The organism is Neptuniibacter sp. QD34_54, assembly GCF_047778055.1.
Classification (GTDB): Bacteria; Pseudomonadota; Gammaproteobacteria; order Pseudomonadales; family Balneatricaceae; genus Neptuniibacter.
In genome coordinates this window covers 3,757,479-3,776,590 of sequence record NZ_CP180546.1, presented here as the reverse complement: position 1 = coordinate 3,776,590, position 19,112 = coordinate 3,757,479, and the positions used below count along the sequence as shown (strand labels likewise).

Genomic DNA, 19,112 nt, shown 5'->3' with positions numbered 1-19,112 from the left:
ATGGCCCATCGTTTTAGCGACATAACCTTTACCGAGTCTGTACTTGCGATGCAGCAGCGTTTCGGCAGTTATGAGAAGTCTGCTGTGGTACGCCAGCGAATGCCTGATTTTGATCGTTTCACCGAGCGTGAAGCAGACTTTATTCAAGCACGGGATAACTTTTATATGGCGTCAGTGGGGGAAGATAGCTGGCCCTATATTCAACACCGCGGTGGTGAGGCTGGCTTTCTAAAGGTGCTGGATGAAGAGACTTTAGCTTTTGGAAATCTAAGTGGTAATGGTCAGTATCAGAGCTTAGGCCATTTTTCTAAGAATGATAAAGTAGCGCTATTTTTAATGGATTATCCCCATCGTCGGCGCTTAAAGATCTTAGGCCGGGTCAAGCTACTCTCGGTTGAAGAACATTTAAAACTCTATGCAGATCAGATGGACAGTGCGGCCAAAGCGGAATCGTTTATTCATATTAAACTGGAAGCGTTTGACTGGAATTGTTCCAAGCATATTACCCCAAGGTTCACAGAAACTGAGTGGGCGCGGGAATCAAATAAAGGAGCATAAGAATGAAACTGTATGATTTGGAACCTTCAGGTAACTGTTATAAAGCGCGACTGTTTGCCTCACTAACCAATATTCCGCTAGAGCTGGTGGCAGTGGACTTTTTGGCGGGTATGCACAAGCAGTCACCGGTGATCGATCTGAATCCGTGGGGCGAGCTACCCGTACTTGAGGATGGCGAAACGGTACTACGTGATTCTCATGCGATTTTGGTTTATCTGGCGCACAAGTACGCCACCCCAGAGTGGTATGGCAATTCCCCTGAGGAACAAGCAGAGATTCAGCAGTGGTTATCGACTTCGGCAAATGAAGTACAGAATGGCCCAGGTGCCGCACGCTTAGTCGATAAATTTGGTTATGAACTGAATAAAGACGCGACGCTGGTGGTGGCTGACAGAATTCTTGGGCTGTTGGAATCTCATCTAACCAATAACGACTGGTTAGCACTAGATCGTCCAACGATTGCCGATTGTGCAGTGATGCCTTATGTGGGTTTAGCTTGGGAAGGTGGAATTAAGTTGGAAGACTATCCGCAGATTGGTCAGTGGATCGATCGTATAAAAGCGCTACCGGGTTTTATCCCGATGTCTGGCTTAGAGTAATCTGGCTTAGATTATTTCTAACTGAGAGTGACTCTGTTACGGCCATTCTCTTTAGATTGATAGAGTGCTTGATCGGCCAGCTCGATCAACTCATGCGGCGAGCCTCCTTTAGATGGATTAATCGAGGCTACGCCCGCACTGACCGTGGCGGTATCGCCGGTACTGGAATACTTATGTTCGATCTTAAGATCGGCAACGGCAGAGCGGATTCTTTCAGCAATCAGCTGTGCGCCATCAATATCTGTTTCTGGCAGAATTACCGCAAACTCTTCACCGCCATAACGACAGACCATGTCTTGTGCACGCTGAATGGAAGCTTTAATGGTCTGAGCGATAGTGCGTAAGCAGCCATCACCCGCCAGATGACCATAACCATCGTTGAATGGTTTAAAGTGATCGATATCGAGCATGATAAGCGACAGGGTTCGTTTGGAGCGCTGTGCACGTCGCCATTCAGTTTCTATATTGCGTTCGAACTCACGGCGGTTATTCACCTGAGTCAGACCGTCTAAACGAGCCGAGCGTGCCAACTGATCTTGAGACTGCTTTAGCTGCATCAGAATCTTAATACGAGACTGAATTACTGCAGGTGCGCGGTTTAGCGCGAGGAAATCTGCGGCACCTGCTTGATAAGCGTCTAGCTCTAGCTGGTCATCAACCTGTTGGCTAAGGAACGCAATTGGAAGCGGGAACTCATCTTTGTTTTTGTTCACCTCTTCACACAGAGCAAACATATCTGACCATTGATGTTCTGTACCGAGGAGCAGCAGATCCGGTGCATCTTCCTGCAGTAAGTTTTTTAGCTCGGTCAGGTTAGCCGGTAGCAAGATATTGTAATCGTTACGCAAGATAGCGATTACCGGCCAAACGATCTCGATACTGTGGTCGCAGTATATTGCGATAGTTTGTTGCTCTGAGCGCGGGCAGCTCTCTCGATGTTGATCTTGAGAGTCGATCTCTTTGCCTTTGAAGAAGGCTTTAAGGTCTTCTGGGCTTGGTAGACCTAGAGATGTACGGCCATCATCAGCGCAGATCACCGGAATACGTAGGTTAAAATCACCTTGTTCCCAAGCGGCTTGCCATGCGATCAATTTGTTTTCTTGAGATTCTTCGATGTCCAGCTCAGTTGGTAAGCCGGCTTCTATCAAACAGTCGTAGATAACCGAAACATCTGCGATATCTTTACCTTCGACCCAAAGAGCGCGATAGAGTAGGCGACGTAGATGGATCGACTTTTCAACGTCATGCTCAGCTGCTTCGATCACACAAAGGCTGGCAAAGTGACTGTCGCTTCGCGCTTTAGGCAGTGCGACTTCGATATTAGGTACACGGCTGCGAACAACGAATACTTCGCTAGCGAGTTCGGCCTGACTTTCGGCGGTTTTATTAAAAATCGCAATATCAGGCGCGTGCTCAACTAAGCGCCAGTCCACTTGCTGCAAAAGACCAAACTGATGCAACTGCTCATGCAAGGTATAGCAGAAGGGGCAGTTGAGGTCGGCGTATACAGTGTATTGCAGCATGAGAGCCCTAGTTGATAGATGAGTCATATAAGTATCGACCAATATTCGAATAACTTTGGCGATAAATACAAAAAAAGCAGCCTAAAGAGGCTGCTTTTTCAATCGATCAGGCTTATTAAACAGAAGCTTAGATTAATCTTCGTTTTCTGGTTTAACGGCTTTTTTGATCTGCTTAAGGCTACCGTGACGTACATCGGTACCGCTGACTAGGTAGATCAGGTGAGCAGCCATCGCACGTGCATGTTCAGAGATACGCTCAAGGCTACGTAGAACCCAGATTACGTTCATTACACTAGAGATAGAGCGAGGATCTTCCATCATGAACGTTGCTAGAGAACGCATCGCAGAGCGGTATTCCTGGTCTACAGATTTGTCCATTTTCGCAACGCGGTAAGCAAGATCTGTATCGTTACGCGCAAACGCTGTTAATACGTCTTTAACCATCTGACGAACTAGATTACCGATATGACGAACTTCCTGATAACCGCGTGGTGATTCGCCTTCTTCAACCAATTCAATCGCATGGCGGCAGATACGCGCAGCTTCATCACCCATACCTTCTAGGTCGGATACTGCTTTGGATACGGCGATAATTAGACGCAGGTCACTTGCAGCAGGCTGGCGTAGGGCAATGATCTTGGTGCATTGCTCATCGATCATCACTTCCATGTCGTTAGTCTGCTTATCAACCTTGCGAGACTGTTCAGCCAGTTCTGCATCGCTGTTTAGCAGGGCGTCGATACAGTCGTGTACCTGACGCTCTACAACACCACCCATGGTTAGCAAATGGGTTCTAATTTGCTCTAGTTCTTCATTAAACCGAGCCGAAATATGCGTGGAATAATTTTCAGTATTTAGTTCCATGATCTGATTCCTTCCCCATTAACCGTAACGGCCAGTAATGTAGTCTTCAGTTTGTTTCTTAGCCGGATTAGTGAACAACGTATCTGTTACACCAAACTCGATAAGATCACCCATATACATAAAGGCAGTGTAATCAGATACACGCGCAGCCTGTTGCATGTTGTGGGTTACGATCACGATCGTGAAGTCTTTCTTCAGTTCGTGGATCAGTTCTTCAATCTTCAATGTAGAGATTGGGTCAAGTGCAGATGCTGGTTCGTCCAACAGCAGAACTTCTGGTTTTACCGCAATCGTACGTGCGATAACCAAACGCTGCTGCTGACCACCGGACATGCCTAGTGCACTCTCGTGTAGACGGTCTTTAACTTCGTCCCAAAGTGCAGCAGATTTAAGTGCCCACTCAACTGTTTCGTCGATAACGCGCTTTTTAGTTACGCCCTGAATACGCAGGCCGTAAGCAACGTTTTCGTAGATAGATTTCGGGAATGGGTTTGGCTTCTGGAATACCATACCCACGCGACGACGTAGTTCTGCGATATCAACGCTGCGGTCGTAAATGTTGTTATCATCCAGCAGGATCTGACCTGTGATGCTGCAATCATCTACTAGATCGTTCATACGGTTGAAGCAGCGTAGTAGTGTTGATTTACCACAACCAGAAGGACCGATAAACGCAGTAACGCGGTTCTTAGGGATGTGCATATCGATACCGTGAAGCGCTTCGTTATCGCCATAGCTCAATTTAAGGTCTTTAACCTCAAGAGCCATTGTTTCTTCTTCAAGGTTCAAAATACGGTTATCTCGTTGCATTGTAGAGATATCAATTGCGTGTGTTTTAGCTTCGCTAGTCATTGTAGCAACCTTTAAAAATTCTATTACATTTCAAGCGCTTTGTATTTTTCACGTAGGTGGTTTCGAATCGCGATTGCAGACAAGTTAAGTGCTGCGATTACTGCCACCAACAAAAACGCTGTTGCGTATACCAGCGGACGTGCCGCTTCAACGTTCGGGCTCTGGAAACCAACATCATAGATGTGGAAGCCCAAGTGCATAAATTTCTGATCCAAGTGCAGGAACGGGTAGTTCATATCCAATGGCAGACTTGGTGCTAGCTTAACTACACCTACCAGCATCAGCGGTGCCACTTCACCTGCTGCACGGGCAATCGCAAGGATTACACCGGTCATAATCGCTGGGCTAGCCATTGGGATTACAATCTTCATTAGGGTTTCGAACTTTGTCGCACCTAGTGCCAAAGAACCTTCACGAACTGCACGTGGGATACGTGTTAGGCCTTCCTCTGTCGCTACAATCACGACTGGAACTGTTAGCAGTGCAAGTGTGATAGAAGCCCACATTAGACCTGGCGTACCAAATGTTGGTGCTGGTTTCGCTTCTGGGAAGAACGCGTCATCTATGTGACCACCCAAGAAGTAAACGAAGAAACCTAGACCGAATACACCGTATACGATTGACGGTACACCCGCCAAGTTGTTTACAGCGATACGGATTACACGCGTTACAAAACCTTGTTTCGCGTATTCACGTAGGTAAACCGCAGCAACGACACCGAATGGCGTTACGATCACAGACATGATGATAACCATCAGTACTGTACCGAAGATTGCTGGGAAGATACCGCCTTCAGTGTTGGCTTCACGAGGATCTGTACTTACGAATTCCCAGATCTTAGAGAAGTAGTGAAGGATCTTACCGCCTAGGCCCATATCGTTAGGTAAGAATGCACGTACTACGTGCGCAACTTTAAACTCTACGATTTTGCCGTTTGCGATCTCAGCCGTGATGCTGTCGCGGTTAAACTCTTTGTATAGAGCAAGTAGATCCCCTTGCAGACCTTCGTACTCTGCATCTAGTGCCGCACGTTTCTCTTCAATCTCTTTGTACTGAGTTGGGTCAGTTACATTTTTAAGCTGTAGAGAACGCTCTTGCAGACGTAGACGCTCCAACTTGTAGTTGATAGAGCCGATACGGTCTTTTTCGATATCTTCGATGTCACTGTGGATGTCTAGTGCACGCTCGATACGGCTTTCTAGAAGAGCCCAAAGTGCTAGATACTCGTCAGTTTTTTCGTAACCTTCGTAGCTAGAAACCAGTTTGCCATCTTCTTTGATGCCACGTAGATAACCGTAGAAGTTACCCCATTCACGACGCTCAGCAGTGAATAGCATTTCTGGTTTAGAAGGATCTTTAATGAAGTCTTCCAAAACCCAGATGAAGTCAGTACCACCGTGGTCACGGTTACCGACTTTCATCAGGTTACGTTTCATGCTCTCAACACCTTCCGGTACCGCTACGCCACTATCGCGTAGTTGAGCTGCGGGAACATCTTCAGTTTGGACTTTTTCACCGATCAGGGTAACGCTGTTCCCCTTATCAACATAAGTCGCTTGGATTACATCTGCAGGCCAGAAGTGACCCAAACCGCGAATCGCGATAAGAGTCAGCAGACCTACAACCATGATCAAACAGATCGCTACGGCACCGGCATTAAGCCATACCCAAGGTGCGCCGGATTTTGACCATTCAGTAAAAGACTGTCGCATTACTATATTTCCTCAATCAGGCACAAATTACAGAGAGCCGTACTTCTTACGTAAACGCTGACGTACAACTTCCGCCACGGTGTTTACGAAGAAAGTGAACAAGAACAGTACGAACGCTGCCAGGAATAGAATACGGAAGTGGGTACTACCAACTTCAGATTCTGGCATCTCTACTGCAATGTTTGCAGCTAGAGTTCGCATACCCTCAAAGATATTCACGTCCATGATTGGCGTGTTACCTGTTGCCATCAGTACGATCATGGTTTCACCTACAGCACGACCCATACCGATCATAACTGCAGAGAAGATACCTGGACTTGCTGTTGGCATTACTACGCGTACCAGTGTCTGCCATGGTGTAGCACCCAGTGCTAGGGAACCGTAAGACAGGTGTTTTGGTACAGCGAAGATCGCATCTTCAGTGATAGAGAAGATCGTTGGGATAACCGCAAAGCCCATCGCAATACCAACTACTAGCGCGTTACGCTGGTCGTAAGGAATGCCTAGCTCTTGAGTTACCCAGTAACGCATCTCAGTACCGAACAACGCTTGTTCTAACCCTGGAGCGACCCAGAAGCTGAACATTGTTGCGATGATTACAACAGGGATCAGTAGCGCTGCGTCCCAGCCATCTGGCACTAAGTAGCGTAGAGTTTTAGGTGCACATGCCCATGCATAAGCGAACGCGATAATGGCAGCAGGTACGACCAGTAGGGTGACAAAGATCCCCGCTAGGTTTACCTCCATAAATGGCGCTAACCATAGACCTGCTAGGAAGCCCAAGATTACGGTTGGTAGTGCTTCCATCAATTCGATGAAAGGTTTTACCTTACGGCGCATAGACGGCACCATGAAGTAAGCCGTGTAGATCGCACCACAGATCGCTAGCGGCGTACCTAGAAGCATCGCGTAGAACGCCGCTTTCAACGTACCGAATGCTAGTGGCATTAAGCTGTATTTAGGTTCGAAGTCGTTGGTAGAAGCGGAAGACTGCCATGTGTATTCTGGCTCTTGGTAACCTTCGTACCAAACTTTCTCCCACAATGCGCTCCAAGAGATCTCAGGGTGTTCGTTGTGAACCGCCCAAAGCGCTAACTTACCATCCTGTTCAACCAACAATGCGTTAGAACGAGGTGATAGAGCGATCATATCTACATTGCCTTGAGCAACGGCAGCCGTAAGTGAGTTACGTGATGCTGTTGTGCTGTAGAAATCGATAACGCCTTGGTCCGAAACCGTTACAAAACCTTTGCGGCGGTGCTCAATAGAGATGCTGCTGATAGGTGAAGTGCCGTTTTCGAAGCTGCGAATCTGGCGCATTAGCCATTCGCCTTTTTCGTTACGAACCAAGAACCACTGTGAGGTCACGCCTTTATCGTCAGAGATAAGTAGGGAGTTACCACCAATCAGTAGCTCAAAAGAGGTGATCTTATTTTTGGTCGTCTCGATTAGCTGAGTAACTTTAGGGCCACCGTCTGCTTGCATATCAACGATGCCCAACTTGCCGCCTTCACCAGAGATCATCATCCAACGACGATCTGGCATCAGCAGTAGTTTCTCAGCTGGGATGTTCATATTTGGAAGCGTAATGCGGTTAGTGTCCGCTTCTACTTCCTCAGTAATCAGGTTCTCGGTTAGGGAAACTTCAGTCGCAGCGATGTTTGCTGCCTGACCACCGATTAGCGTCCATTCTTCCTCTTCACCATTGATTGCAAGTAGCTCAAGTGGTGAATCGCTTACCTGAATCAGTTCAGAACCTAGTGGGTATTCCACTTCTGGCGTGATAACACGTACGCCATCAGGGTAAGTAGAACGGTATTTGTGTTTGAAGACCTGCGCCTGACCGTTGCTGTAACCCAAAGCGAAAATACCGCTATATTCAGAAGCTAGAGCAAAGCTGCTAACTGTTGCACCTTCTGGAATATTGGCAGTTTCTGTTTTGATTACGTTACCGTTGCGGCTGTTAAAAAACACTAACTGACCAAGATCTGTAACACGCAGAGCGATCTCTGTTTGTTCTTCCATTGTCAGATAAAGTGTCTTGCCGTCACCGGGAACAGTGTAAGGGGCAATTTCCTGTCCATTTTTCTGCCAAGGTTCGATGCTGGCAGATTCGAACAGCGGTGCTACTTCATAAAGTAGATAAAAGAAGATCAGAAGGATTGCAACAATAACGCTGATACCACCAAATGCGATACCACCTGAAGCAAGTTTATCCTTCAACGCACGTATGTTTCTGTGTCGCTTGGCCGACGCGGTATTAAAATCCAGGTCGGACGTTGCAGTGTTTTCTGTACTCATGGCACATAGGTCTCGGAAGTTTACTAAGAAGACGGCGCATACAATATGAAAAGTTTGTTACATCTGTATTACAGTGACTGTCATAAACGAAAAAAGGGGGCCAAAATGGCCCCCTTTTTCCTAAGATCAGATGATCAAGACATATTACATGCCTAGCGCTTTCATCTGCTTCTCTACAACTGCCGCTGGTAGTGGGATGTAGCCGTCTTTAACTACTACTTCCTGACCTACTTTAGACATAACCATTTTCAGGAACTCTTTCTCTAGAGGAGCTAGAGGCTGACCTGGTTTCTTGTTTACGTATACGTATAGAGAACGAGCTAGTGGGTACTTGCCGTTTAGCGCGTTTTCAGGAGTTGCTTCTACGAATGCGCCGCCATCTTTCTTCGTAAGAGGTAGTGCACGTACAGATGCAGTTTTGTAACCGATACCAGAGTAACCTAGTGCATTAAGAGAAGTAGATACAGACTGTACTACAGATGCAGAACCTGGCTGCTCGTTTACGTTGTTCTTGAAGTCGCCTTTACATAGAGCTTTCTTCTTGAAGTAGCCGTAAGTACCAGATACTGAGTTACGACCGAACAACTGGATGCTCTTATCAGATAGGGAACCTGCTACACCAACATCACCCCAAGTTTTAGCGTCTGCAACAGCGCCACACTTACGAGTAGAAGAGAAGATAGCGTCAACCTGGCTGATAGATAGACCTTCAACTGGGTTATCTTTGTGTACGAATACTGCTAGCGCATCGATTGCTACAGCAACAGGCGTTGGCTTGTAACCAAACTTCTTCTCGAATGCAGCGATCTCTTTGTCCTTCATCTTACGAGACATAGGACCGATGTTAGAAGTACCTTCAGTTAGCGCTGGTGGCGCAGTAGAAGAACCAGCCGCTTGAATCTGAATGTTAACGTTCGGGTAGTTACGCTTGAACTCTTCAGCCCAAAGCGTCATTAGGTTAGCTAGTGTGTCGGAACCTACAGAAGAAAGGTTACCAGAAACACCAGAAGCCTTAGAGTAAACTGGTAGGTTCTTGTCTAGCAGGTCAGATGCGTTTGCAGCTACACAAGTTGCAGAGATAGCAACAGCAGCAAGCAGCTTTTTCATAGGTTTCATGTATAGGCTCCAAAGAGTCTTAAAATTAGATATATGAGTTAAGATGCGAACACTATAATTTTCTTAAATGACAAAAGTGTGACACTTAGAAAAGAATTTTTACGTTGTACATATTCAGGGTATTAGTCTTTTGTATTAGAGTAAGCTGACTAATAAATACAAAATTCACAGTTTCTATCATTACCCTAAGGAGTGGGGATGGCAGTAAAGGAGGGGTAATCCCATGGAGCATGTCGAGGAAAATAGCCATCAGCCAGCAGGTGAATTAAGCCTACTTCTGCCGGCTTCAAGCGATGCTACCAACATGTTTGGCGATGTTTATGGTGGTTGGGTATCCGCTAAAATTGTACAGGCTGCCGAAATTTATGCGGCTAAATTATCTAAGGGCCGTGTCTCTACAGTATCGGTTGGCCAGATGGAGTTTTTATCTCCAGTACTAGAGGGAACTATTATGTCCTTCTACACTCAATTGATTGAAAGTGGCCGCAGCTCTTTGCGAATCCACGTTGAAGCTTGGGGTTGTTGCCCTGATGGCAGTGAACTAAGAAAAGTGACCGAAACCGAATGTGTGCAAGTTGCCATTGATGGCCATGGACATATCCGCGATCTGGCGGTTGCCATATAAGCGGCTATAGTTACTTCTAAGATCAACCATAACAACAAGGATGTTTAATATGGCTCATGCAGATCCGTTACCTATATACGAACAACTATCTGAAACTGACAGTGTGATTGTGCAGGCAAATGACTTTGCCTTTCGCCGATCTTGCTTAGACGCGTATGAAGCGGCGTTAAAATTCTGCTTAGCAGAGTTGCACTTACCCAACTTATTAGATGAGGACTCGATGCACGCAGTTGAGCGCTATATCGCTCGACACTTCGCGGAGTTTTCGTTGGGTACCCAGCAAGGTTTAAGTCAGGCGCCAGCCATTTGGCAGGCTTATTACAGCGCTTGGCCGCAACTGTCGGCCTCAGAAAAACAGGCCTTTGGCTTTACCGTTTTATCTTTAGTGTTTGGTGAAACAGTTGCTGCTGAAGCGGTCGGGTATGCAGGTACTTCTGCACCGGCAACCTTGCAAGCCTTTGATATTGATACCATGAGCCATGATGTCATTTATAACGGCATAGGTCAGACAGAACCGGATGGTAGCCTTTTAATAGACGAGAGCTAGCATTGTTTCCGACCTTTGCTTAAACCAAGTGGAGGCGAGTGCTATGCCGGTGTATCAAGGCAGTTGTCATTGCGGCAACGTTAGATTCAGTTTTCATGCCCCAGAGATTGTCGAAGGTGTGCGTTGTAACTGCTCTATCTGCCAGAAGAAAGGCGCAATGATGGGTAACTTTGTAGTCGACCCTAGCGATATCGATATTCAGGTATCGGATGATTCCTTGGCAACTTATGAGTTCGCGACCCATATCGCCAAACATCATTTCTGTAAGCAATGCGGTATCTATACTTTCCATCAAACCTTGCGTAAACCCGGTCATTACCGCGTGCATCTAGGCTGTGTCGATGGTGTGGATGTGTTGGCACTACCTTACGAACTGATTGATGGTGCTTCTTTGTAGGTTGGTTTATTTATTAGCCAAAGAACCAGTAACCCACAGTGATTGCAGCGATGATTCCTGCCAAATCGGCGGTTAAGCCGCAAGCAATGGCATGGCGAGTGTTTATGCCCGAGGTATAGAGTCTATAAGTATTCAAACTTTGGTTTTCTTCTGTTCTAGAAGTATTAACCGAAGAACCAATAACCCACAGTAATTGCGGCAATAATTCCCGCTAGATCTGCAGTAAGGCCACAAGCGATAGCATGGCGGGTATGCCTGATGCCAACCGCACCAAAATATACTGCCAGTACATAGAAGGTGGTTTCAGTTGAGCCTTGGACAACCGAGGCTAGGTAAGCTGCGAAAGAATCGACACCATGGGTATTCATGGTTTCCAGCATCATTGCCCGGGCGCCAGAGCCGGAAAATGGCTTCATAATCGCAGTGGGCAGTGCATCAACAAAGCGGGTATCGGCGCCAAAGCTGGCAAAGCCTTCACGTAGTAACCAGATAAACCCCTCTAACGCGCCACTTTCCCTGAGTACGCCAATCGCCACCAGCATGGCGAGCAGATAAGGGATAATTTTAATCGCGACTTCAAATCCCTCTTTGGCGCCATCAATAAAGGTTTCGTAGATATTCACCCCTTTAAAGTGGGCGATACAGAGAAAGCCAATAATCGCTGAGAAAATCATTAAATTACCCACTAGCGATGATTGCCGTTGTAACTCGTCGATCGTTAGTGTCATGAAATAGCCGATAAAAGCGAGTAATAGTGCAACAAATCCGCCGATATAGAGCAGAGTAACTCTTTCCCATAAACGGATTTTCTGTACAAAACTCACCGCTAATAAGCCAGCAAGTGTCGAGCAACAGGTCGCAATTAGAATAGGGATAAAGACCGACGTAGGGTCACTGGCACCTTGTTGCGCTCGATAGAGAAACACGGTGATCGGGAATAGCGTTACCGAGGAGGTGTTCAGTACCAGAAACAAAATCTGGGCATTAGTTGCGGTATCTTTATGTGGGTTTAAACTCTGTAGATCACGCATTGCCTTCAAACCTAGGGGCGTAGCGGCGTTATCTAAACCTAGAACATTGGCCGAGAGGTTCATAGTCATAGAGCCCATAGCTGGGTGACCTTTTGGCACTTCTGGCATCAAGCGGCAGAAAAGTGGACTTATCCCCCGTGCAAACTTATCCACAAGACCAGAGCTTTCTGCCAATTTCATTATGCCCAGCCAAAAAGCGAGGGTACCGATCAAGCCTATGGATAACTCCACCGAGAGCTTCGACATATCAAAGGTGGACTGCACCAAACGTTGAAATACTGCAGAATCATCTAGCCAAAGCCACTGATAGAGGGCCGCGCTAAAGGCGATTAGAAAAAAACTTAGCCAGATGCGATGAAGCATAAAAACCTTTTTAAATTTATCGCAATATCAGGGAGTTAAGTGGAGCCATTAAAAATAAGAATATTCTATTCACAGGCATAAAAACAGAAAAAGAAAATTTTGTTGTACGTTTTTTGATCTGCCTTTCAAAAACCTCCGTAGCACTGATTACGATGCACTTAAGCAAAATCTCATTGAGGCAGTAGAGGGCCTGCTTAAGAAATAAACGCGAGGAGAAGAACAATGAAAATTATAAAAACACTGGCCTGCTTTCTACTAGCTGTACCATTAATGGCGACCGCAGATTCCTATTCAATGAAGAAAGATATTGTCGATGTCGCTGCGGGTAATGAGAGTTTCTCTACTTTAGTGACGGCGCTGAAAGCTGCTGACTTAGTCGGTGCCCTACAAGGCGATGGCCCCTATACGGTGTTTGCGCCAACCAATGACGCGTTCGCCAAGCTGCCAGAAGAAACTTTGGCTGACCTGTTAAAGCCTGAGAACAAAAAAGATCTACAAGCGGTACTTACCTACCATGTAGTAGCTGGAAAAGTGGATGCAAAAACTGCGATGGGGTTAACTGCAGCACCTTCTCTACAAGGTGAAAACATCGCGATCAGCTTAGCTGGTGGTAATGTGATGATTAATCAGGCGACTGTAGTCGCTGCTGATGTTGATGCAAGAAACGGTATTATCCATGTGATCGACACTGTGATTTTACCTCCATCGCTTCAGCAAGCGGCTGAAATCAATCGCATGACTGAGGATAACCCAACCGCTGCGGGAGCTAATCAGCAAACATTTAATATGAACTGGGAAAAGATTCAGAATCCGACTCTGAATTAAGTGATCTCTTAGTTGTGCGAGACTATAAGCCCTGATTATTCAGGGCTTTAATCGTTTTAAGGACTTAGGTTTTTTACCAACCCAACCAGCTGGCCGATTCTAGCATTACTCAACTGACGGTAATCTAAGTAGGGGCAGACGATCAATTTGCTGCCTTTATCTATCGCAAAGTATGGATCTAACCAGAGCAAGTTTTCTAGGCCGAGTTCTTGGGCGTAGGTTTTTCCAGCAATGATATGGATACGATTTGGTTCTGTCAGGTCTGGCTTTGAAAACAGCAATGCCATTGGGCTTTCTGCCTGATATAGCGACTGATCGCGCAACATCTGCCAAGTCTTAAACTCTACGTCGCTTTGTAGCTCAAACAGAAATTTAGCGCTGACATTAAATATTTTACGCCAGTGATTGCCAGTTTGATCCGCAATATGTTTGATCTCACCCGAACTGAGTGGGCGAAGATGATCTAGAGTGGGGTAAGGCTCAATCGGTGGTCGATTGGCTATATAGATCGCGATCTCAAACCCCTGAGCGCCGAATCCGATAGTCATAGAGGTTTAGTGACGCTTTTCGATTTCGTTACTTAAAATCGCATCAGCGTCCAATGAACTGATAGCCACCGTTTCATTCGTTGGGATATCGCCCGACAGTTGCAACGCAAGGTAGCGCATACAACAAACTCGTAGAAATGAAGTGAAGTTACCTAAGTCGTGACCTGCATCGATCGATTCGTGATAGAGGCGGGTCAGCATCTGCGGAATATTTAGATCATCCCGCTCTGCAATCGCTGTCAGGGTCGTCCAAAAATAGTTTTCCAGACGTACGCTGGTAACCATACCGTCAATACGGATTGAGCGGGTGCTGCTTTTCCAAAGTTCTGGTTCGGCATTAATAAATAGTTTGCACATAGCTCTCTCCACTGATTTGACTGTATAGGTAGCGACAAGCTGCTTTCGGGTTCAGGTTTGGGGAGAAAGCAGCCTGCGCTAATTCTATTACATAGTTAGCAAAACCATAAACTGTGCTAACCAAGCAGGGTGTGCTGGCCAAGCAGGGGCGGTGACTAGATTGCCATCAGTTACGGCTGCATCCAGTGGAATGTCAGTGTAAGTACCACCAGATTGATTGATCTCTGGAGCGCATGCAGGGTATGCAGAGCAAGATTTACCTTCTAGAACGCCCGCAGCTGATAGCAGTTGCGCACCGTGGCAGATTGCAGCGACGGGTTTGTTCTCTTTAAAGAAGTGTTGCACCATCTCGATCACTTCTTTGTTTAAACGTAGATATTCTGGTGCTCGACCACCTGGGATTACCAGCGCGTCATAATCTTCGACATTAATATCTGCAAAAGTCGCATTTAGGGTGAAGTTGTGGCCACGCTTTTCGGTGTAGGTCTGATCACCTTCGAAGTCATGAATTGCTGTTGCAACTGTATCGCCGCTTACTTTCTCTGGGCATACCGCATCTACATGATGGCCAACCGTTAATAGGGTTTGAAACGGTACCATCGTTTCATAATCTTCGGTGAAATCACCGGTAATCATCAGAATCTTTTTGCTTTGCATTGTATTGGGCTCCCTTGTTTGGATATTTTTATTTGAATGGCTGCTCAATACTTATCAAAGTAACAGGGCTTGGATTGGGGTAGGTATTAGCTGAATACTACATGGTGAAAAACTGACCAATACTTTTGTTGCATGGGAATTGCTAAGCTAGGCCCCTCCACTTAAATCCGATGGATGAAGGATGTTAAAGGCTGGTTTAGATGCAAAAGATTAAACACACCTTGTTTGAGAACAAACGCCTAGCTGCAATTGGGATTGAGCTGATCTCGTTAGCCGATCTTTATCAGAAGTTGCCGGCCGTACCCGAACGGCTAGAGTTTTATATGCTGATTCTGGTGACCAAGGGGCAAGGGCAGCATTGCATCGATTTTATCGATTACGGCCTTAGGTCGGGCAATTTGTTGTTTGTACGACCGGGGCAGGTACAAGAGTGGAAGGATTACTGCAATTTGCAGGCGGAAGTCGTGCTGATTGATCCCGCAGCTTTACCGAATGATGAACGGGTGAAATCTAAAGGTGTGGATCTGTTGGCTCTGCAAGATTGGCAAAATTGCACGCTACTAACCGAGCTTTTACAGCAGGACATTCTACAATCGATTTCACGCTTAAAGCGTGATTTTGAAGAGTTTGATGGCTCAGAGTTAGATATCTCACTTCTGCGAAATGAACTATTGAATCTGCTTCTCCGCTTAGCACGTTGGCAAAAGAAGGTCAGAGTTACCGATCAGGTCACGAGCCGCTCTCGCAAAACTTATCAATTGTTTAGCGATCTATTGGAGCAAGAGTACCGGACCGAGCATTGCCTACGTTTCTACGCTGAAAAGCTCGGTTATGCCCAGAGTACTTTAAGTCGCGCCTGCATTCAGGTGGAGGGTTATAGCGCTAAGGTGGTGATTGATCGCCGTGTCGCTTTGGAAGCCAAACGTATGTTGGCGCATAGCTCAGCTTCTGTTGCAGAGGTTGGTTACTGGTTAGGCTTTAGTGAAACTACTAACTTTGTAAAATTCTTTCGCCGCATCGTGGGCGTTACGCCGCAATTATTCAGGGAGCAGCGTTCGGAACTGCGGCACTAATAGCGTTATGTTGGTTTAAGTATTTCTTTACGATCTGATCGCGTCGGCCACTACTAATCAGATTATCAATCGATTTATTGATTGGTTCTACCAAGTCTATACGAGCACGATGTATACGGATGTGTAAACTCGCTTCATCATGTATTGGGCCTGCTTCTAAGTATTTTTTTTGCGCAGAGGCATTAAAAATATCCTCGTTAACTATGCCAACGTCAGCTCGGCCTAAAGCCAAGGCGCGCATCAAGGTTGCTTCATTTTGAAAGTTGACCCTTTCTCCAAAATGCTCAGATCCTCGATAATCGAAGCCCCGGACAGTGGCGATAAGTTTATCGGATAGCTGTGAAAGCTTATTGATTTCAAAGGCTTTGCCTTTAGGAAACACAAACATGTCTCTGGTCCAGTAAAACTGTTTACTAAAAACTTGGATCTCTTGTTCTCTGGGGCGCGCCCGCCAAGCGGGGTTTGCACAGCAGGCTAAATGATAGAGCTGATTTTCAAAACCTATGCGGCGTCGCATCGGAGGTACTGGTAACAGCTGAGGTTTGAGGCCTGCCCCTATTAGTATTGCTCTGAATAGGTCAGGATATATTCCGTGAGCTTGGCCATTCTTGATGATTGCTAAGGGTGAACGATCCTGATCATAGGTAGGCACTGTGATTACTTCAGCTGCACTAGTAAGGGTGCAAGCCAAAATCAGGGCAGCGAAGACACTCCAGAGTTTATACATATCCCCTCCGTCACCTTAAAAACCTCAACCGTTTAAGTATAAGGTGACTTTGGGGAATTCGCCTTCTTCAAGGCTTGGATATCATTGCAAGTTATAGCGGCGTTAGATTGGCAAAGCCAACCACCAGCCATTTACTGCCTTCGTAATCGAAATTAACCTGTACTCGGGCCTTAGGCCCTGAACCTTCAAAGTTAAGTACAGTGCCATCACCAAATTTGCTATGCATAACACGTTGACCCAGGGCAAGGTTGGTCTCTGGTACATCACTGCTGCTAAGAGAGCTACTACCAAATAAGCTACTGCCTTGGCTATCGTTATGACGGCTGGTCATTGGACGGCTAACGCTAGCGTTGAGGCGAACCTCTTCCATCAAATCGTTTGGAATTTCACCAATAAAGCGGGATGGTCGGTTGTAGTTATCTTGTCCGTGTAAACGACGGGATTCAGCGTAAGTGATAAACAGCTTCTGCATCGCACGGGTGATACCTACATAGCAGAGGCGACGTTCTTCCTCTAAACGGCCCGGCTCTTCCACAGACATCTTATGCGGAAACAAGCCTTCTTCTACACCGGCTAGGAACACCTGAGGGAATTCCAGACCTTTTGCAGAGTGAAGGGTCATTAGCTGCACACTGTCTTGGTAATCATCTGCTTGCGCATCACCGGCATCCAGCGCTGCTTGGTCTAAGAATGCCGCAAGTGGGGAGTTAAATTCCTCATCCAGAAATTCATCCCACTGGCTGTTAAACTGCTTCGCTGCAGTGACCAGTTCTTCCAAGTTTTCTATACGGGATTGAGCTTTTTCGCCTTTCTCTTTTTTGTGGTGCTCGATCAGGCCTGAGTGTTGTATAACGTGCTCAGTCTGTTCGTGTAGCAGAGTGTCTTCGGTATCTTGTGCCATCTGATTGATCAGATCTAAGAAAGCTTGCAGGGCATTAGATGCACGCGCTGGTAGCTTTTTCAGTTCCACAATTTCGTTGGATGCGCGCCACATAGAGATCGCTTGGCTACGAGCATGCTCACGGATAATTTCGATGGTACGTGTGCCTATACCGCGTGTTGGTACATTGATTACACGCTCCATCGAGGTGTCATCGTCGCGGTTGCTTAGCAGGCGCATATAGGACAGCGCATTTTTGATCTCAAGGCGCTCATAAAAGCGTTGGCCACCGTAAATACGGTACGGCACGCCACTGCGAATCAAGGCTTCCTCAAGCACTCGGGACTGGGCGTTGGAGCGGTACAGAATCGCACACTCTTTACGGAGGTTGCCCTCTTGTACCCATTTACCGATTTGATCGACGATAAAACGCGCTTCATCTTGTTCGTTAAAGGCTGCATAGAGCGAGATCGGTTCACCTTCGCCCGATTCTGTATGTAGCTCTTTACCTAAACGACCTTGGTTATTACGGATAACTTCATTGGCAGCGCGAAGAATTGTCTCAGTAGAACGGTAGTTTTGTTCTAGCTTGATCGTTTCTGTACCCGGGAAGTGAACCGGTAGGTTCTGGATATTTTCGATCTTGGCGCCACGCCAGCCGTAGATCGACTGGTCATCATCGCCTACGGCCATCAATTTTTTCTGGCCGCCGCATAATAATTGCAGCCAGCCGTACTGGATGGTGTTGGTATCTTGGAACTCGTCCACCAGAATATAGCGGAAGCGCTCTTGATAGTGCTCTAGTAGAGCCGGGTTCTTATCACGGAACAGCTCAAGGGAGCGTAGTAAAAGCTCGCCAAAGTCGATCATGCCGCCACGTTCGCAGGCTTGCTCGTAAGCTTCGTATACTGCCAGCATCTGGCGATCATTCAGATCATGACGCGGTTCGATATGTTTAGCGCGTAGGCCATTATCTTTCTTATCGTTGATATACCACTGGAATTGGCGAGCCGGCCAACGCTTATCATCCAGATTCATCTCTTTGGCTAAACGTTTAATCAGACGCAGCTGATCATCGCTGTCCATAATCTGGAAGTTTTCAGGTAAGCCAGCATCCTGCCAGTGAGCACGCAGTATACGGTGGGCTAAACCGTGGAAGGTACCGACCCACATGCCTTGAGGGTTGATACCTAACAGCTCCTCAATACGGCCACGCATCTCTTTCGCCGCTTTGTTGGTGAACGTAACCGCCATAATAGAGTAGGGCGACATTCCTTCTGTCTGAATCAACCAAGCAATTCGGTGTACCAATACGCGGGTTTTACCAGAGCCAGCGCCGGCTAAAACCAGTAAGTTTTGTACCGGAGCGGTTACAGCATTGCGTTGGGCATCGTTCAGAGAATCGATAATGTGAGTTACGTCCATAGCGGCTTTCTGTTCACTGTATAAATAATCAGTGGCTGATTATAGCGGGTGTTAGCAAAAGAGGGCAGTGTTGATTTACGAAGGAGCCTGAGAACAAGTCCTATATGACTTTGTTATCCCTTTGGGGGTAGT

20 protein-coding genes are annotated in these 19,112 nt (G+C 46.6%); 7 read left to right on the top strand and 13 right to left on the bottom strand.

The genetic code is table 11. The features are described from left to right. The gene (locus ACMXYP_RS17410; RefSeq protein ID WP_415882894.1) at positions 1-558 is read left to right on the top strand and encodes a pyridoxamine 5'-phosphate oxidase family protein; all 558 of its coding nucleotides are present in this window, start codon (positions 1-3) and stop codon (positions 556-558) included. Positions 559-560: 2 nt separating this feature from the next. After that, on the top strand, positions 561-1,157 hold the full coding sequence (locus ACMXYP_RS17405) for a glutathione S-transferase family protein (protein WP_415882893.1): 597 nt from the start codon (positions 561-563) through the stop codon (positions 1,155-1,157). A gap of 17 nt (positions 1,158-1,174) precedes the next feature. On the opposite strand, the gene ACMXYP_RS17400 is transcribed toward ACMXYP_RS17405, so the two are convergent. The 6 genes from ACMXYP_RS17400 to ACMXYP_RS17375 form a co-directional block, all read right to left on the bottom strand. Further along, positions 1,175-2,680: a diguanylate cyclase gene (locus ACMXYP_RS17400; RefSeq protein WP_415882892.1), complete on the bottom strand. Its 1,506-nt coding sequence runs from the start codon at positions 2,678-2,680 to the stop codon at positions 1,175-1,177. Positions 2,681-2,812: 132 nt separating this feature from the next. Further along, positions 2,813-3,544, bottom strand: coding sequence for a phosphate signaling complex protein PhoU (phoU, locus tag ACMXYP_RS17395; RefSeq protein ID WP_415882891.1), 732 nt, complete (start codon positions 3,542-3,544; stop codon positions 2,813-2,815). A gap of 18 nt (positions 3,545-3,562) precedes the next feature. Beyond that, positions 3,563-4,396, bottom strand: a complete 834-nt coding sequence (gene pstB, locus ACMXYP_RS17390) for a phosphate ABC transporter ATP-binding protein PstB (protein ID WP_415882890.1) — start codon at positions 4,394-4,396, stop codon at positions 3,563-3,565. Between the two features lie 23 nt (positions 4,397-4,419). Next, complete coding sequence (gene pstA / locus ACMXYP_RS17385; protein WP_415882889.1) at positions 4,420-6,108, bottom strand: phosphate ABC transporter permease PstA; 1,689 nt, start codon at positions 6,106-6,108, stop codon at positions 4,420-4,422. Between the two features lie 27 nt (positions 6,109-6,135). Then, positions 6,136-8,409 carry an ABC transporter permease subunit gene (locus ACMXYP_RS17380; protein WP_415882888.1) on the bottom strand — a complete coding sequence of 758 codons (2,274 nt, stop codon included), beginning with the start codon at positions 8,407-8,409 and terminating at the stop codon, positions 6,136-6,138. 144 nt (positions 8,410-8,553) lie between these two features. Continuing rightward, a complete protein-coding gene (locus ACMXYP_RS17375; RefSeq protein ID WP_415882887.1) occupies positions 8,554-9,525 on the bottom strand; it encodes a PstS family phosphate ABC transporter substrate-binding protein in 972 nt (323 codons plus the stop codon). A 223-nt stretch (positions 9,526-9,748) separates the two neighbouring features. On the opposite strand from ACMXYP_RS17375, the gene ACMXYP_RS17370 reads away from it, so the two are divergent. Genes ACMXYP_RS17370 through ACMXYP_RS17360 form a run of 3 tightly spaced genes read left to right on the top strand, consistent with a single transcriptional unit; the run spans position 9,749 to position 11,094 of the window. Continuing rightward, on the top strand, positions 9,749-10,150 hold the full coding sequence (locus ACMXYP_RS17370; RefSeq protein ID WP_415882886.1) for an acyl-CoA thioesterase: 402 nt from the start codon (positions 9,749-9,751) through the stop codon (positions 10,148-10,150). Positions 10,151-10,199: 49 nt separating this feature from the next. Then, positions 10,200-10,697 (top strand): hypothetical protein, encoded by a 498-nt coding sequence (locus ACMXYP_RS17365; protein WP_415882885.1) that lies wholly within the window; start codon positions 10,200-10,202, stop codon positions 10,695-10,697. A 43-nt stretch (positions 10,698-10,740) separates the two neighbouring features. Then, positions 10,741-11,094: a GFA family protein gene (locus tag ACMXYP_RS17360; RefSeq protein ID WP_415882884.1), complete on the top strand. Its 354-nt coding sequence runs from the start codon at positions 10,741-10,743 to the stop codon at positions 11,092-11,094. Positions 11,095-11,107: 13 nt separating this feature from the next. Here the strand turns inward: ACMXYP_RS17360 and ACMXYP_RS17355 are convergent, their stop codons facing one another. Together ACMXYP_RS17355 and ACMXYP_RS17350 are read right to left on the bottom strand one after the other, a co-directional pair. Continuing rightward, positions 11,108-11,230 (bottom strand): hypothetical protein, encoded by a 123-nt coding sequence (locus ACMXYP_RS17355; RefSeq protein ID WP_415882883.1) that lies wholly within the window; start codon positions 11,228-11,230, stop codon positions 11,108-11,110. 28 nt (positions 11,231-11,258) lie between these two features. Further along, positions 11,259-12,488 (bottom strand): nucleoside recognition domain-containing protein, encoded by a 1,230-nt coding sequence (locus tag ACMXYP_RS17350; RefSeq protein ID WP_415882882.1) that lies wholly within the window; start codon positions 12,486-12,488, stop codon positions 11,259-11,261. A 222-nt stretch (positions 12,489-12,710) separates the two neighbouring features. Between ACMXYP_RS17350 and ACMXYP_RS17345 the strand changes: the two genes are divergently transcribed. Further along, positions 12,711-13,313: a fasciclin domain-containing protein gene (locus ACMXYP_RS17345; protein WP_415882881.1), complete on the top strand. Its 603-nt coding sequence runs from the start codon at positions 12,711-12,713 to the stop codon at positions 13,311-13,313. Positions 13,314-13,369: 56 nt separating this feature from the next. On the opposite strand, the gene ACMXYP_RS17340 is transcribed toward ACMXYP_RS17345, so the two are convergent. From ACMXYP_RS17340 to ACMXYP_RS17330, 3 genes are all read right to left on the bottom strand, one after another. Further along, positions 13,370-13,861 (bottom strand): DUF6942 family protein, encoded by a 492-nt coding sequence (locus ACMXYP_RS17340; RefSeq protein WP_415882880.1) that lies wholly within the window; start codon positions 13,859-13,861, stop codon positions 13,370-13,372. Positions 13,862-13,867: 6 nt separating this feature from the next. Further along, positions 13,868-14,218: a ribbon-helix-helix domain-containing protein gene (locus ACMXYP_RS17335; RefSeq protein ID WP_415882879.1), complete on the bottom strand. Its 351-nt coding sequence runs from the start codon at positions 14,216-14,218 to the stop codon at positions 13,868-13,870. Between the two features lie 87 nt (positions 14,219-14,305). Beyond that, positions 14,306-14,875, bottom strand: a complete 570-nt coding sequence (locus tag ACMXYP_RS17330) for a DJ-1/PfpI family protein (protein WP_415882878.1) — start codon at positions 14,873-14,875, stop codon at positions 14,306-14,308. Between the two features lie 200 nt (positions 14,876-15,075). On the opposite strand from ACMXYP_RS17330, the gene ACMXYP_RS17325 reads away from it, so the two are divergent. Next, on the top strand, positions 15,076-15,948 hold the full coding sequence (locus ACMXYP_RS17325) for an AraC family transcriptional regulator (protein ID WP_415882877.1): 873 nt from the start codon (positions 15,076-15,078) through the stop codon (positions 15,946-15,948). Here ACMXYP_RS17325 and ACMXYP_RS17320 read toward each other — a convergent pair. Then, on the bottom strand, positions 15,917-16,675 hold the full coding sequence (locus tag ACMXYP_RS17320; protein WP_415882876.1) for a substrate-binding periplasmic protein: 759 nt from the start codon (positions 16,673-16,675) through the stop codon (positions 15,917-15,919). The two genes, ACMXYP_RS17325 and ACMXYP_RS17320, sit on opposite strands and share 32 nt — an antisense overlap. A 91-nt stretch (positions 16,676-16,766) precedes the next feature. Beyond that, positions 16,767-18,980, bottom strand: a complete 2,214-nt coding sequence (gene uvrD, locus ACMXYP_RS17315; protein ID WP_415882875.1) for a DNA helicase II — start codon at positions 18,978-18,980, stop codon at positions 16,767-16,769. Positions 18,981-19,112 lie beyond the last annotated feature (132 nt).